General features: G+C 45.0%; 14 protein-coding genes, 1 riboswitch and 1 other annotated feature. Of the genes, 4 read left to right on the top strand and 10 right to left on the bottom strand.

The window, feature by feature from the left end; genetic code table 11:
• Window positions 1-51: 51 nt before the first annotated feature.
• The 4 genes from hisC to GZK95_RS05510 form a co-directional block, all read right to left on the bottom strand.
• The gene (gene hisC / locus GZK95_RS05525; protein ID WP_075713541.1) at window positions 52-1,092 is read right to left on the bottom strand and encodes a histidinol-phosphate transaminase; all 1,041 of its coding nucleotides are present in this window, start codon (window positions 1,090-1,092) and stop codon (window positions 52-54) included.
• Window positions 1,092-2,393: a histidinol dehydrogenase gene (gene hisD / locus GZK95_RS05520; RefSeq protein ID WP_075709269.1), complete on the bottom strand. Its 1,302-nt coding sequence runs from the start codon at window positions 2,391-2,393 to the stop codon at window positions 1,092-1,094. Before hisD ends, hisC begins: the two co-directional genes overlap by 1 nt.
• A 5-nt stretch (window positions 2,394-2,398) precedes the next feature.
• The gene (gene hisG, locus GZK95_RS05515) at window positions 2,399-3,295 is read right to left on the bottom strand and encodes an ATP phosphoribosyltransferase (RefSeq protein WP_075709268.1); all 897 of its coding nucleotides are present in this window, start codon (window positions 3,293-3,295) and stop codon (window positions 2,399-2,401) included.
• A 52-nt stretch (window positions 3,296-3,347) separates the two neighbouring features.
• Window positions 3,348-3,483: a sequence feature (His leader region), on the bottom strand.
• Between the two features lie 265 nt (window positions 3,484-3,748).
• The gene (locus GZK95_RS05510; protein ID WP_075713543.1) at window positions 3,749-5,344 is read right to left on the bottom strand and encodes a Na+/H+ antiporter NhaC family protein; all 1,596 of its coding nucleotides are present in this window, start codon (window positions 5,342-5,344) and stop codon (window positions 3,749-3,751) included.
• 105 nt (window positions 5,345-5,449) lie between these two features.
• Window positions 5,450-5,633, bottom strand: a riboswitch (Lysine riboswitch).
• A 670-nt stretch (window positions 5,634-6,303) separates the two neighbouring features.
• Between GZK95_RS05510 and GZK95_RS05505 the strand changes: the two genes are divergently transcribed.
• Entirely contained in the window at window positions 6,304-6,708 is a 405-nt protein-coding gene (locus GZK95_RS05505; RefSeq protein WP_075709266.1) for an H-NS family histone-like protein, read from the top strand.
• A 96-nt stretch (window positions 6,709-6,804) separates the two neighbouring features.
• Here the strand turns inward: GZK95_RS05505 and GZK95_RS05500 are convergent, their stop codons facing one another.
• Together GZK95_RS05500 and GZK95_RS05495 are read right to left on the bottom strand one after the other, a co-directional pair.
• Window positions 6,805-8,109: an inosine/guanosine kinase gene (locus tag GZK95_RS05500; protein WP_075709265.1), complete on the bottom strand. Its 1,305-nt coding sequence runs from the start codon at window positions 8,107-8,109 to the stop codon at window positions 6,805-6,807.
• Between the two features lie 93 nt (window positions 8,110-8,202).
• The gene (locus tag GZK95_RS05495; RefSeq protein ID WP_075709264.1) at window positions 8,203-8,472 is read right to left on the bottom strand and encodes a hypothetical protein; all 270 of its coding nucleotides are present in this window, start codon (window positions 8,470-8,472) and stop codon (window positions 8,203-8,205) included.
• A gap of 223 nt (window positions 8,473-8,695) precedes the next feature.
• Between GZK95_RS05495 and mnmA the strand changes: the two genes are divergently transcribed.
• The 3 genes from mnmA (at window position 8,696) to purB (ending at window position 11,975) form a co-directional block, all read left to right on the top strand.
• On the top strand, window positions 8,696-9,817 hold the full coding sequence (gene mnmA, locus GZK95_RS05490; protein ID WP_075713545.1) for a tRNA 2-thiouridine(34) synthase MnmA: 1,122 nt from the start codon (window positions 8,696-8,698) through the stop codon (window positions 9,815-9,817).
• A gap of 28 nt (window positions 9,818-9,845) precedes the next feature.
• Window positions 9,846-10,463 carry a high frequency lysogenization protein HflD gene (gene hflD, locus GZK95_RS05485; protein WP_075709262.1) on the top strand — a complete coding sequence of 206 codons (618 nt, stop codon included), beginning with the start codon at window positions 9,846-9,848 and terminating at the stop codon, window positions 10,461-10,463.
• 141 nt (window positions 10,464-10,604) lie between these two features.
• Window positions 10,605-11,975: an adenylosuccinate lyase gene (gene purB, locus GZK95_RS05480; protein WP_075709261.1), complete on the top strand. Its 1,371-nt coding sequence runs from the start codon at window positions 10,605-10,607 to the stop codon at window positions 11,973-11,975.
• Window positions 11,976-12,034: 59 nt separating this feature from the next.
• On the opposite strand, the gene GZK95_RS05475 is transcribed toward purB, so the two are convergent.
• Genes GZK95_RS05475 through GZK95_RS05460 form a run of 4 tightly spaced genes read right to left on the bottom strand, consistent with a single transcriptional unit; the run spans window position 12,035 to window position 14,890 of the window.
• On the bottom strand, window positions 12,035-12,538 hold the full coding sequence (locus GZK95_RS05475) for a DUF3833 domain-containing protein (protein ID WP_083626109.1): 504 nt from the start codon (window positions 12,536-12,538) through the stop codon (window positions 12,035-12,037).
• Window positions 12,539-12,558: 20 nt separating this feature from the next.
• A complete protein-coding gene (locus tag GZK95_RS05470; protein WP_083626107.1) occupies window positions 12,559-13,143 on the bottom strand; it encodes a chalcone isomerase family protein in 585 nt (194 codons plus the stop codon).
• Window positions 13,115-13,642: a DUF2878 domain-containing protein gene (locus tag GZK95_RS05465; protein WP_075713549.1), complete on the bottom strand. Its 528-nt coding sequence runs from the start codon at window positions 13,640-13,642 to the stop codon at window positions 13,115-13,117. The genes GZK95_RS05470 and GZK95_RS05465 overlap by 29 nt, the downstream gene beginning before the upstream one ends.
• A 6-nt stretch (window positions 13,643-13,648) precedes the next feature.
• Entirely contained in the window at window positions 13,649-14,890 is a 1,242-nt protein-coding gene (locus GZK95_RS05460; RefSeq protein ID WP_151148861.1) for an SAM-dependent methyltransferase, read from the bottom strand.
• Window positions 14,891-14,892 lie beyond the last annotated feature (2 nt).

Here is a 14,892-nt window from a genome sequence, read left to right as displayed (position 1 = left end):
TCGTTTTATACCAGAGCGCATCATGTTTGATTTTGTTAGCGTGATTAAAAACTACGCGTAGAAATTGCGAATAAAACCTAACGTTTTTTCGCACTCATCACGATTGCCGACACTGATACGTACGCAATCTTGAATTGGCGAGTTGCGCAATATAATCCCGCTTTCCCAAGCCGCCTTAAACAAGGCATCGCCATCAGGGAACTTGACCAATAAGTAGTTACCCCAGCCATCAAACACCTGCACGTTATCAATCATCGATAGTCCAACTTGCAAATAAGCGCGATTGGCGTTGAGATCGAGCACTTGAAACTTAGCGCGCGCTAAGCCCGCTTCAGAGAGCGCTTGAATTGCAATATCGGCAACGGGTACTGGTACAGGGTAAGGCGCGATGACTTTATTTAGCACATTGATAATTTCTTCACTGGCTAACGTAAAACCGCAACGTAACCCCGCCAGCGCAAAGGCTTTTGACAAAGTGCGCAGAATTGCAAGGTTGGGATACTGAGCGAGCAAATCAACCGTTGATGCTTCAGGGCAAAAATCGATATACGCTTCATCCATCACCACAATCGCACGGTCTTTCGTCATCTCTAGCAAGCTGATAATGTCTTCACGCTTCACCAAATTACCAGTTGGGTTATTTGGGCTACAAACAAACACCAATTTCACCGCATCTAAGTTGGCTTCGATGCCCGTTAAGTCGAGTTGCCAATCACTGGTTAGGGGCACGGTTTTACGTTCAACGCCAATCGTCTCTGCACTGATCGCATACATACCGTAAGTTGGCGGGCAGTAAAGGATCGCATCTTCTCCCGGCTCACAAAATGCACGAACCAACAACTCAATACCCTCATCGGCTCCCCGTGAGGTGAGCGTTTGCTCTGGCTTGACGCCAGCATAAGCGGCATAAGCTTCAATCAGAGGCTTGGGCTGACACTCGCTATAGCGATTGAGGCGAGTAAAGTCGGTCTTATACTCATTATCAAAAGGGGACTCATTGGCATTAAGCCACACGTCACCACTACCACCGATTCGGCGCGCTGACAGATAAGGCGTTAACTGCTGAACCTGTTTACGTGCTAACTTTTCCATTACGCCTCTCCTTGTTGAAGCAGTTTTTCGACACGAATTGTTACCGCACGTTTATGTGCATCTAAACCTTCCGCTTCGGCCATAGTGATCACAGTTGGAGCCAGGTTTTGCAAACCTTCCGCCGACAGCTCTTGCACCGTCATACGCTTAGAGAAATCAGCCAAACCCAAGCTTGAGTAGGTACGAGTGTAGCCATAGGTCGGCAACACATGGTTCGTCCCAGAAGCGTAATCCCCAGCAGACTCCGGAGACCAATCTCCTAAAAAGATTGAGCCTGCATTATCGAGCAGAGGCAACAACTCTCTTGGGCTCTTGGTCTGCACAATCAAATGCTCAGGACCATAGAAGTTGGAAATTGAAACGGCTTGGGTTAAGGATTCAGAAATAATGATTAGACTGGATGCCAATGCCTGTTCGGCAATATCAGCACGGCTCAGTTGCTTGAGTTGACGCTGAACCGCGTCAGAAACCTGATCGGCCAGAATCGGCGATGGGGTCACTAACACGACTTGCGAATCTGGCCCATGCTCTGCCTGACTGAGAAGATCCGCTGCAATAAAATCCGCATCTGCCGACTCATCGGCAATAACAAGCACTTCAGAAGGCCCTGCGGGCATATCGATCGCCGCACCACGAAAATCATTGCTTACTTGGCGTTTGGCTTCAGTCACATAGGCATTGCCCGGCCCAAAGATTTTATCGACTTTGGCGACGGTTTCAGTTCCGTATGCCATTGCAGCAATCGCCTGACCACCACCAACGTTATAAACTTCATCAATATTACACAGCTTAGCCACATATAGGATTTCATCAGCAATCGGCGGAGGCGAACATAGCACCACCTTTTGGCAACCAGCAATCTGCGCAGGCACGCCAAGCATCAACACGGTAGAAGGCAATGGTGCGCTACCACCTGGGATATAAAGACCAACCTTTTGGATCGGACGAGTCACTTGCTCACACAGCACCCCAGGTTGCGTTTCAACTTTAATTGCTTGCGGCTTTTGCGCTTTGTGAAACTTGGCGATATTGGCGTAGGCTTGCTCTAACGCTTGCTTCATTGTCTCGCTTAAACGAGCAGATGCAGCATCAATCTCCGCTTTAGTAACACGAATAGACTCCGGTTTTACGCGGTCAAACTTCTCGGTTAACTCAACCAGCGCCGCGTCTCCTTGCGAGCGAACCTGAGCAATCACATCCGACACTGCCGCGGTAATATTTGCCCCTTCGGCAATCGCTGGGCGTTCAAGTACGGCATCTTGCTGAGTTTCACTTAATGATTGCCAAACAACACTTCTCATGGCAATTACTCCATCATTTTTTCAATTGGCAAGACGAGAATCGAACTGGCACCCAGCTCTTTAAGCTGCTCCATCGTTTCCCAAAATAGATTTTCAGTACTCACTAGGTGTACCGCGACGCGTTGCTTTTCAGCAGACAAAGGTAGAACCGTTGGATCTTCTGCCCCTGGCAATAAGGCTTTGATCTGCTCAAGGCGGTCCACTGGGGCGTGCAGCATAATGTACTTGGACTCTTTAGCTTGTTGTACACCTTGCATACGAGTCAAAAGCTTGTTGATAAGCTCTTGCTTATCTGCATCAAACTCACCTAGACGTTGGATAAGTGTGGCTTTTGAACGGAAGATAACCTCCGCTTCTTTCAAGCCATTAGCCTCTAACGTTGCGCCTGTTGAAACTAAATCGGCAATCGCATCAGAAAGGCCTGCGCGAGGAGCTACTTCTACCGAGCCAGTCAGCATACAGGTAGAAAATGGCACGCCTTGTTTATCCATGTAGGCTTTGAGCAATTGTGGGTAGGTAGTCGCGATGCGTTTACCAGCAAGATCCTGAGGGCCGTTGTAGACTTCGTCTTTATTGATTGCGATCGACAATCGACAGCCACCAAAGTCAAGTCGACGCAATTGGACAAACTCGCATGGCTCCCCGAGCGCTTGACGGTCTAAACGCACTTCTTCAAGTTCGTTCTCGCCGATAAAGCCAAGGTCAACGACACCATCCATAATCAAACCAGGGATGTCGTCGTCACGAACCAGTAACAAATCAATTGGCATGTTGAGTGAGTGAACAACCAAACGCTCACCCATGATGTTAAATTTTACGCCACACTTCTTCAGCAATAACTGGCTTTCTGTGCTTAGGCGACCTTTCTTTTGAATAGCGATTCTTAGGCGTTGTGTTTGCATTGCGTTATCCCTGTGCAAATATTTGATATTTAAATAGTTTATAAGCCCTGAAACTGAAAAACCCTCGGGAGATATGAGTCTCCCGAGGGTTAATTCTTAAAATCTTTGACTTAAGCCTCCGGGAGTTTCCTGCCTCCCGGGTACGCGTACATCTCCCGAAAGACTAGATTGGGTGATGGTGATGATGAATGTTCATAACAAAATTACGCATACTTATTAAAGCTCTTCACTTCTGCTTGGTTGATAACCACACTAACCAAGCTGTTAACTTTTTTCAACCATTAATTTAAGATTTTTTCATCTTACAACAAACCCGCTCGCTGCTCTTTGCCATAAGTGAGTAACCGCGAGAGCGCGTCACTAAGATCACACAAGCCAACCTTCCCTATCCGGCATGCTTAATGACAAAAAAAAAGGAAGCCGAAGCTTCCTTTTGCTGTTCATCAGGCGACCTTACTGGCATGCACTCATCTTTGATTTTGCTAGCAGGTTCAACACAAAGCAAACGATAACAAACGCTAAGCTCGCTGCCGCAAATGACACCGCTAAACTGTCCGTCATACCCAGTACAATGAAACCAACACAAGATACCAGTGCAACCGACAGCGCATAAGGCAACTGAGTCGCGACGTGGTCAATATGGTTACAACGGGCCCCTGTTGAAGACAGAATGGTGGTGTCTGAGATAGGTGAGCAGTGATCACCAAACACTGAACCAGCAAGCACAGCACTTAACATCGGTAGCATCAATGCAATATCCGTGTTGCCTGCCATATCACCCGCGATTGGCAACATAATACCGAATGTTCCCCAAGAACTGCCTGTCGAGAATGCCATCACCCCTGAGAGCAAGAATAGGATCACTGGTAACCATCGTGGATCGATATTGCCTTGCGCCAATGTCGACAGATAGCTACCTGTTTTCATGTCGCCAATCACTGTACCAATAGACCAAGCGAAGATGAGGATTAGAATCGCACCAAACATCGATTTTGCGCCAATCCAAAGTGTGCGATTAATATCAGCAACAGGTAAACCCTGTTTGAATACGGTAAACAACGCAACAAACAAACCAACTAGACCACCGTAAATCAAAGAGGTGCCAACATTGGTGTTCTCAAACGCGCCTAGTAAAGCAAATGGTTTACCCATTTCTTCCAGCGCTTGACCACCTGTGTAAAGCATAGAAGCAACGGTCGCGACAACCAAAGCCACGATAGGCAGAACCAGATCAGACACCTTACCTTTGTCGCTTTCGGCAATGTCTAACTCTTCATCCAATTCACGAGCGGCTTCCAAATCATCACTTTGCTGATTGTCAAAGCCTCTGCCTTGTGAAGCAGCGATTTCATGATCGCGCATTTTGCCGACGGTTAAACCAAACCATGCAACCGCAAACACCATTAGAAGCGCGAAGATCGCATAGAAGTTCATCGGTACCAAACGCATATACGCGCCCAGTGCTGAGTATTCTGTAATACCATGAGAAACAAGGATGCCACTGATAATCGTCATAATGTATGCCCCCCAGCTTGATGCTGGCATGACGACACACATAGGTGCAGCGGTAGAGTCGAGAATGTAAGCCAGTTTAGCGCGCGATACATAGAAGCGGTCTGTCACTGGACGAGAAATTGCGCCAACTGCCAAACTATTAAAATAATCATCAATGAAAATGAAAATACCTAAAAAAGCGGCCAGTAACTTAGCGCCACGCTTACTTTTTACGCGAGACTGCGCCCAGTCAGCAAAAGCACGTGTACCACCCGATAGGGTAAGCAATGCGGTCATCATCCCTAGCAATACTAGGAAACCAACAATACTCATATTGCCCGCGTTAATTGAACCGTCTTCAACAAAGACGCCAAATACGGTGTTTTTCACGTAAGTGAGCGCATTGCCCATTGAGTAGTCAGCCAGTAAAACGGCACCTAAAACGATACCCATGCCTAGCGACAATAAAACGCGACGTGTAACAATCGCAAGCGTAAGTGCCACTACTGGAGGCAGTAGTGATAAAGGAGATGATGCAAAATCGATTAAACTCATGATCTTCGAAACCAGTAATAATTGGTTAGAGATCTACTGCAGACACATAGATTTCAGATCTATGCATGTTGAACATAGCGACAGGGAAGCGAACACTCCACCCAACCCTACAGTAGCGCTCCATAGTTATACAAATAATAGACTATGGCAGTGTTGCCCCTATTCGAACGCAACCCCAGCGAGTGGCTTTGATATGCCAGTTCACTTCGGCGGATAAGACCTTTTACGCTTGCTCATTGGCATCACCCCAACAAACGTTACTGATTCTTCCCGCGCCTCTACCGCACTGACCAAAGATTAAGCCATATAACAAAGATGTTAACTTAGCATTAACCAATGCAGTGCATTAGGTAACGGTCATTGTACTTATCTGATTCACTTTTACAATACATCTAACTAGAAATTATATACTCGAGTGATTTGCGTATACACAAATGGTTTCAAGATAGGCTATTTGGTAACACACTCCCCTCGTTGAACCAAGCACCTTGAGATAAATCCAACCAAATGAAAATATAGCTACCCCGCTGTTGGTTTTGATTTGTTTTAATACAATCATGCCGGAGGCAATTCTCATAACGATGTGATTGCATACAACACTTAACTTGTTATTACTCGACAATACGTCTCATTTATGGGAGGTCAATTAAAAATCAGTTATACCAATTTAAACTATTCCCTATTTCTGAGATAAAGGCTTAAGTGGGGATAATCAATGAAGTCGGTATTATTTCATAAATTAACTGGAAGTTATGAAACTAAGCACTATACTTAGCGCTTGCTGTTTATTCAGTGTGCTCATGCTTTATGTTAACAATAGAATGTGATGTGAGCTTAAAAGTTTCGCATTCTCGCTTTTCTAATTATTTATTTTATTTAATTTACAATAATTGAATTGTATTATTCTAGTTAGGATATTAATATTACTTTGTTGCTTACAATTATATTGGTGAGACGTTATGTCGGAATTAACAAAAACTCTTTTAAACATTCGTAGTCTTCGCGCTTTTTCTCGTGAACTAACTCTTGAGCAATTAGAGGAAGCACTAGAAAAGTTAACTATTGTTGTTTCTGAGCGTAAAGAAGCAGAAGAAGAAGAACGCGCAGCCCTTGCTGAGCAAGAAGCTAAGTTGTCAGCAATTGCAGAGCAAATTGCAAAAGATGGTATCGACGTTGATGCACTAATTAGTGCGCTAGCGGGTGAAACTAAATCTAAAACTAAGTCTAAACGTGCGCCTCGTCCAGCGAAATACAAGTACCTTGACAATGGTGAAGAAAAAACTTGGACAGGCCAAGGTCGCACACCATCAGCGATCCAAGCGCAATTAGATGCGGGTAAATCTTTAGATGATTTCCTAATCTAATTCAAAAAATGAAATAAAAAAAGCTCCCCATTGGGGAGCTTTTTTTATTCATAACTAAGATTAAAGAGCCTATTTTCATAGGCTCCAACTCAATGATTATCTTTCCCAGTATGCCTCTTCTAGGCTATCTTCACGCTCAGGCAGACCACGTGATAAACGAGGAGAATGCTGAACTAGTACTTCATAACTAGCACGGTTTGAGTATTTACATACTTGAGAGAACGAAGAGTAAGTTAAGAAAGCATAAGCATGTTTGCTTGAATTAGGCACGTTTTCTTTGTGGTATTTATTCGCAGCCATATCATGCAACAACGCAGAAAGCGCCGCATCACCTGCGCCATTAGTGTTCTTAATTTTTTCAGGTCCACCCATATATGGCGAAATATGTGAGTAAACTTTAATTGGGTTTTCACATAGTGCTTTGGTCGCCGGACGGCTAAATTCGTAACGGTTAAACTCGGCAATACAACCTGGCAATAATGGCAACGTTGTTTCACGTTTCGCTTCATCTTCACTGTAGCCAGCCATATAAAGACCTACAGGTCCTGCCGTGCACAATACAAGATCAACCCAATCCAACGCTTTATCTGAAGCCGCCAAAGGATCATGTTCACCTGTTAAAGCTTCCGCTTCATCCTCATTCATTGCTACCACACTCACGTGTTGCTGCAGGAAGTCTTGCCAGAATTTCGGATCGTCTTGAATAACGAACTTTGTTCCCAAAGTCAGTACTACTGGTACATCGTATTTTTTTGCATACTCAATTGCGCGCATCGTTGCCGCAGGCATTGGGTCGCCAGCTTTACAGCGAACGAGGTAAGCAGTCAGAACCAGTGCCGAAGCATTCTTGAAGATTTTCTCCGGAATACTGTCTGGCTTGAGTTGGTTCATTTGACCTTCGCTGATAGCAAAAGTACGCTCACCATCTTCAGTAATAAGCGCAAAACAACGACCAATCGCACCCTCAACACCTTGTAGGTAGTTAAGATCCATGCGGCTTGAAGTGTTGCATAAGTATCGGTAACCATAGCTACCGATCTTAATGTCTTGGCTCATAACACCAAGCAGAGTCGACTTATCGTCAGCTAATACAGAATAGTTATGAAGTGTGTTACCAATCGTACCACCAGCGTATTCATTAGTAATAAGACCACTTTCTTTCAGCTCGTTATAGAGCGCTTCCGCGGTTTGATCATCAATAACTAACGAGTGTCCCTTACTCAAACCGTATTTTTCAATTAGCTCTGAGCCAACTTTTGCTTCAATGTCTACCAAGGTTTGGTCAATACCGATGATGTGGGTACGAGACATTTTCTTGCTTGTTTGCGCTTGGCTCACTAAAGGATCACGCGCATGTACTGGGAAGTAGTGCTTTGATTTACGTTGACCAGGAAATTTCATAACTTAGGTTCTGTTTAAGGGGTGACAGGAAGTGCGGATTCTACATCGCGAAATAAAGAGCGGCAATAACTGGGAGTATAGCAAACGTTTTCGCTACTCACCTTCCATAAAACTAAGGTCTGGTAGGCAATCTAAATGCTCAGAATAGCGTTTTAAATTGAACTCACCTTCACTCTTCATAACATCGAATATTTCAATCGCAACGGCACATGCCATCATAGCAATCGCATCTTCTCGGCTTGTTCCGGTCATCATTAAACGCATCAAAGTTTCTTTTACTTTGATTGGATTACCATCGGCCAATTGATTCTCAATCACCTCAATTAAATCTGATTCTTGAAGAACTTGGTTTTCATCACTCATCGTGCATACCTAAATAAAAAATAGTGTGTTGATAGTCTCATCAACGGTTGAATTTCGCTTACTATGCCATATATAGAGGAGTCGTCGTATTAAATTCAGCAGATTTTTACCTGACCAGACTGAAAAACTTCGAATTTCGAAGTGTGATTTCGATCTCGGATCTGTCCCAGTGAATGGGTTTCTGTTAAAATCTGCCCCCAGTTAATTTTTGTGGTGTTAAGCAATGTCTGAGAACTGTACTGACAACAGTCAAAAGAAAGTCATCGTTGGTATGTCTGGCGGTGTAGATTCATCGGTTTCTGCGTATCTTCTAAAAGAGCAAGGCTATCAAGTGGAAGGCTTGTTCATGAAGAACTGGGAAGAAGATGACAACGAAGAATACTGTACTGCGGCGCAAGATCTTGCCGACGCACAAGCAGTATGTGACAAGCTTGGCATCCATCTGCACAAAATTAACTTTGCCGCAGAATATTGGGACAATGTCTTTGAGTACTTCTTAGAGGAGTACAAAGCAGGCCGCACGCCAAACCCAGATATCTTGTGTAACAAAGAAATCAAGTTCAAGGCCTTCCTCGAATATGCCGATGAAGTGCTTGATGCCGACTACATTGCTATGGGTCATTACGTTCGCCGTTCGTTCCCTGAAAATGGTGAGAAACCACAGATGCTACGTGGTTTGGATGGTAACAAAGATCAAAGCTACTTCCTGTACACACTTAGCCATGAGCAGGTGGCTCGCAGCCTATTCCCTGTCGGCGAGTTAGAAAAACCGGAAGTACGCAGAATCGCTGAAGAACAAGATCTAATTACCGCGAAGAAAAAAGATTCGACGGGTATCTGTTTTATCGGCGAACGCAAATTTACTGACTTCTTATCACGTTACTTACCTGCTCAACCGGGTAAAATTGAAACGCCTGAAGGTAAAGTGATTGGCGAACACCAAGGCTTGATGTACCACACCCTAGGTCAACGCAAAGGCCTCCACATTGGTGGCACCAAAGGTGGTGGCGGTAACGAAGATCCATGGTACGTAGCTGAAAAAGATTTGAAACGTAATGTATTAATTGCAGTACAAGGTGCCGACCACCCACTTTTAAAATCTAATGGGTTAATCGCGTCACAATTACATTGGGTCGATCGCACAGCGATTAATCAACCGTTACAATGCTCAGTGAAAACACGTTATCGTCAAAGTGATATTCCGTGTACTATCATCCCTGTGGATGACAACACGATCAAAGTGATTTTCGACGAACCACAAGTTGCTGTGACACCTGGTCAATCAGCAGTTTTCTACCTCGGCGATGTATGCCTTGGTGGTGGTATCATCGAACAACGTATTTAATCAGACGTATTATCAGGAGTAACTCTACGTGGCTAACACTCTTTATGACCGCACTATTGCCTTTGCAGGTATTTGCCAAGCTGTGGCACTCGTTCAGCAAGCAGCAAAAAACGGTTATTGTGACACGGACGCGTTTGAAACTTCACTGAAAGCGATTCTGAATACTAACCCAAGCAGCACACTCAATGTGTTTGGTCGTGAAGCCGATCTGAAGCTTGGGCTAGAGTGCTTAGTGGAAGGCATTGATAGCACCCCTGCGGGAAGCGAAATAACTCGTTATATCATTAGCCTAATGGCGCTTGAGCGTAAACTCAGCAGCCGTAATGATGCGATGGCACAGCTTGGAGATCGTATTCAAATGCTTGAACGTCAAGTGGAGCATTTCTCCTTAACCGACGAGCAAATGATCAGCAACTTGGCGAGTGTCTATCTTGATGTTGTCAGCCCTATTGGCCCACGCATCCAAGTAACTGGCACGCCGACCGTATTGCAGCAAACCAGCAACCAACACAAAGTACGTGCATTGTTGCTATCAGGTATTCGCTGCTCGGTGCTTTGGCGACAAGTTGGTGGTAAGCGCCGACATCTGATCTTCGGACGTAAAAAGATGGTCGAGCAAGCAAAAATTCTACTCGCTCGAATGTAAATTGAACACGCGGCCTGCCGCGTGTTTATTTTTTCCGAGTAAAACAATCTTCGCGCAAACGTTTGCGCAATATTCGTGACAATTGCCACAGTTATTGGTATAAAGCTCACGAAATTTAGAAACCCAATTCAGGAGAACATCATGGAACTGTCAGCATTGACTGCTGTTTCACCAGTAGACGGTCGTTACGGAAGCAAGACAATTGCGTTACGCGAAATTTTCAGTGAATACGGTCTACTAAAGTACCGTACTATCGTTGAAATCCGCTGGCTACAAAAGCTTGCTGCTACTGCTGAAATTGCAGAAGTGCCTGCGTTTAGCGCAGAAGCAAACCAATTCCTAGACGACCTTGCTGCAAACTTCTCTGAAGAAGATGCACGCCGTATCAAAGAGATCGAGCGTACAACTAACCACGACGTAAAAGCGGTTGAGTACTTCCTAAAAGAGAAAGTAGCAGACGTTCCTGAACTGCACGCAGTCAACGAGTTCTTCCACTTTGCATGTACTTCTGAAGACATCAACAACACCTCGCACGCTCTAATGCTAAAAGAAGCGCGTGAAAACGTGATTCTTCCAGAAATCCGCAATCTTATCGACGCTATTAAAGCGCTAGCAGTGGAATATCGCGATATTCCTCTTCTATCTCGTACGCACGGTCAACCAGCTTCTCCATCAACAATGGGGAAAGAAATGGCAAACGTGGCGTACCGTATGGAGCGTCAATTTAAGCAAATTGAAAATGTTGAAATTCTAGCGAAAATCAACGGCGCAGTAGGCAACTACAACGCTCACCTTTCAGCTTACCCAGAGCTAGATTGGCATAAGTTCTCTGAAGAGTTTATCACTGAGTCTCTAGGTGTAACTTGGAACCCTTACACAACTCAAATCGAGCCTCACGACTACATCGCTGAGCTATTCGACGCTGTTGCTCGTTTCAATACTATCCTGATTGACTTCGACCGTGACGTTTGGGGTTACATTGCACTAGGCCACTTCAAGCAAAAAACCATTGCTGGTGAGATCGGTTCTTCAACAATGCCTCACAAAGTTAACCCAATCGATTTTGAAAACTCAGAAGGTAACCTAGGTCTTGCGAACGCTGTATTCGGTCACCTAGCACAAAAATTACCGATTTCTCGCTGGCAACGTGACCTAACTGACTCAACGGTTCTACGTAACCTTGGTGTGGGTGTTGGCTACGCAATCATCGCTTACACTTCTACGCTTAAAGGTATCAGCAAGCTGGAAGTAAACCGCGAGGCACTGCTTGCTGAGCTAGACAAAAATTGGGAAGTACTAGCAGAGCCAGTACAAACGGTAATGCGTCGTTACGGCATCGAGAAGCCATACGAGAAGCTAAAAGAGCTAACTCGTGGTAAGCGTGTAGACGGCGAAGCAATGCGTAATTTCATCGACGGTCTTGAGCTCCCTGAGCACGAGAAAGCACGTCTGAAAGAAATGACGCCTGCAAACTACATCGGTCAAGCAATCGAGCTAACTGACAAGCTGTAACGCACTGTTAAAACGACAAAGCCTCCAATTGGAGGCTTTTTTATTTGGTTGAAACTGAATTACTGTTTTTGAAAGAATATGGTTACGGTGGCGACTTGAACGCCGAACTTTTTCACTTTAGTGATATTAAATAGATGTCGCTCATCTTGACGAAATAACCAGTCATCCATCGCGACTGTGATGGTCAATCCTTCGTATGGCAACTCAAAATCATATTGCCACCGCATTGCATTGCCCTGCTCTGCGCCATGGGCAAGGCCAATAATATCTTGTGCAGTGCCTTGATAACGACCATCGGCAAGTTTATTGATATGCCAAATTCTCTGCTCTTCAACGCCATCGCTGTAGACAAAGTCTTCAACCAACGTTAATTTCTCACCTTCCACTGTACCCACTATAGATACTTCAAAGCTGCGCGTTTTGTTGCCTGAGAAATCTTGCACCATACCCCACGCCGTCACCTCACCCTCGAAGTAATCAAATAATGCAAATGCCGGGCTACTTTGCTTATAATCATCAAGTTGTGAGCCACAACCAACCAAAACGAGTAAGCTGGACAGCATTGCCAATAATCGCACTCTCATTATCTCATTCCTATCAGTTGTTGCCGCAAATCGGCATATTCACTCTTGGGTGATAACCAAATAGAAAGAAAGGCATCATTGAGTGACTCGTCAGAAATTGAACCGATATGGCGGCTTTGTGAAGGCCGCGGAGAGTAGACAAACTTACCAGTCGAACCATTGGTTACGTAAGTTAACGTCTGTCCTGACTTGATATCGGGAAAAATGGCTGAAAGCTGATCAATCCAACGTTTAGCATCTTGCTTGGCAAAACCCAACTTCAACCATTGCTCAAACGTAGCATCTAACAGCTGCTCTTGGCTGATATTGCGTTGATACTCAATGGTTAACGCTAATGGATGGGGCGTCACATCAAATGACTGCTGCTGGTAAATTCCGGACGGTGTCAGCAGTCGCGACTGGTAAATATCGAAAAAAAGTATTGATAACTGTGCTTGCCCGACTTGCTGCCAACTCTGCCAGTTGTCGACATGCCGCCAATCGGATTGATTCCCTTGCGCTACAGAAGAATAGGTTGGTAAAGAAGCAGTCAAAGCGGTACTCAGTATCAATGCGTTAAGCCAAGGTGTCGTTGCTATCTTCATGTTGTTTACCCTTTCCATTGTTTACTTTCATACAGAGCAGGACAATTCCTATCCACTCAATGAAAAACAACACAATTGCCACAGGTAAGGATACGCCTAGTGACACTGCACCCAGTTTGTAGCCAGCGAGATAACTTGCCGCGCCAGCGAGTCCACCAACAATAGATACGAGCCATAACGGATATTGGCTCACGACTTGGGTAAGAAAGTAGGCATACCAGCAAAAAGCAGCCCAGAGTAATATCAACCACGTTGGTAACCAGTGGTGGTCAAAAATCAATAATCCAAAAGAGACATTCAAGCTATCAAGAGTGACGCCCGTCAGGGTTAACAGTAGCCACGGCCACCATTTAAAGCCTTGAACACGCACAGTCATCAAAAGCATCCCCACCACAATAACCAAAGTGAGCCACTGCCAAGACTCTCTTCCCAGCACCGCGAGAAACCAAACCAGTTGGAACAGTGTGGAAACGATGACAAGGCGTTTTAGCTCACTCATACGCTATTAAGGACGCTGAAATGTCATATGAACAGTGCTAATAGTCTTCGCTTTGAACCCGCCTTCGCAATAACAGAAGTAGTAGTTCCACATACGAATAAAGCGCTGATCGAAACCAAGGTCTTCAACTCGTGACAGATTCGCGTTGAAGCGTTGATACCAGTGGTTAAGCGTTATTGCGTAGTCTTCGCCTATATCAAACAGATCGCGAAGCACTAAGTCACTGCTTTGAGTGGCTGTTTGGGTTAATGCAGTAATGGAGGGCAAGAAGCCACCGGGGAAAATGTATTTTTGGATAAAGTCGACGCTATTGCTGTAACTTTTGTATCGCTGGTCAGCAATGGTAATCGCTTGAATAGCCATCAACCCTTGAGGTTTTAATAGCGATTGGCATTTTTTAATGTAAGAGGTCAGATATTCCTTGCCCACCGCTTCTATCATTTCTATCGAAACCAGCTTATCGAATTGCCCTTCAAGCAGACGATAATCTTGTTTAAGTAAAGTGATCTTATCGCTTAGCCCTAGCGCTTCGACCCGTTGCTTAGCGAACTGGTATTGGGCATCAGAGATGGTGGTGGTGGTGACATGGCAGCCGTAATTCTGCGCCATATAAATGGCCATTCCCCCCCAGCCGGTACCAATTTCCATCACACGGTCGCCAGCAGTCAGGCGTAGTTGCTGACACAGGCGTTCCATCTTGTTGATCTGTGCCTGTTCTAACGAATCGTTTTGCTGAGCAAACACTCCTGAGGAGTAGAGCATATTGTCGTCAAGAAACGTCTGATATAACTCGTTACTCAAATCGTAATGCGCATGGATATTTTTTTGCGAGTTCTCCAAGGTGTTGCGATTAAACCAATGGGCGACGCGATTAATTGCATCGGTGAGAAAACTGGTTCTGTTCTCTAAGTTGTCTAACGTTGCAAGGTTGCGTGCCATAAGCTCCGTCAATGCAGTCAGATCCGGACTATCCCACCATCCATCCATATAAGCCTCCGCAGCCGCAATACTGCCTCCTTTCAATAGGCGGGTATAAAATGCAGGGTTACGTACGATAATCATTGCGGATGGATGCGAAGGGCCGCCTTGACCAAAGCTTTCCCTATGTTCGACTTTACCCGTTTCAAATTCTTCCACCACGGTTAAAGCGCCAACAGAAATTTTACTCATACAACGGTAAACAACACTTCTCGCAGTTTGTTCAATCGACGACAGTCGCTTTGGAAGGGTTAGAGTTTGAGTTGTCATCT

This window comes from Vibrio panuliri (assembly GCF_009938205.1).
GTDB lineage: Bacteria > Pseudomonadota > Gammaproteobacteria > Enterobacterales > Vibrionaceae > Vibrio > Vibrio panuliri.
This window is presented reverse-complemented; position numbering and strand designations above follow the sequence as displayed.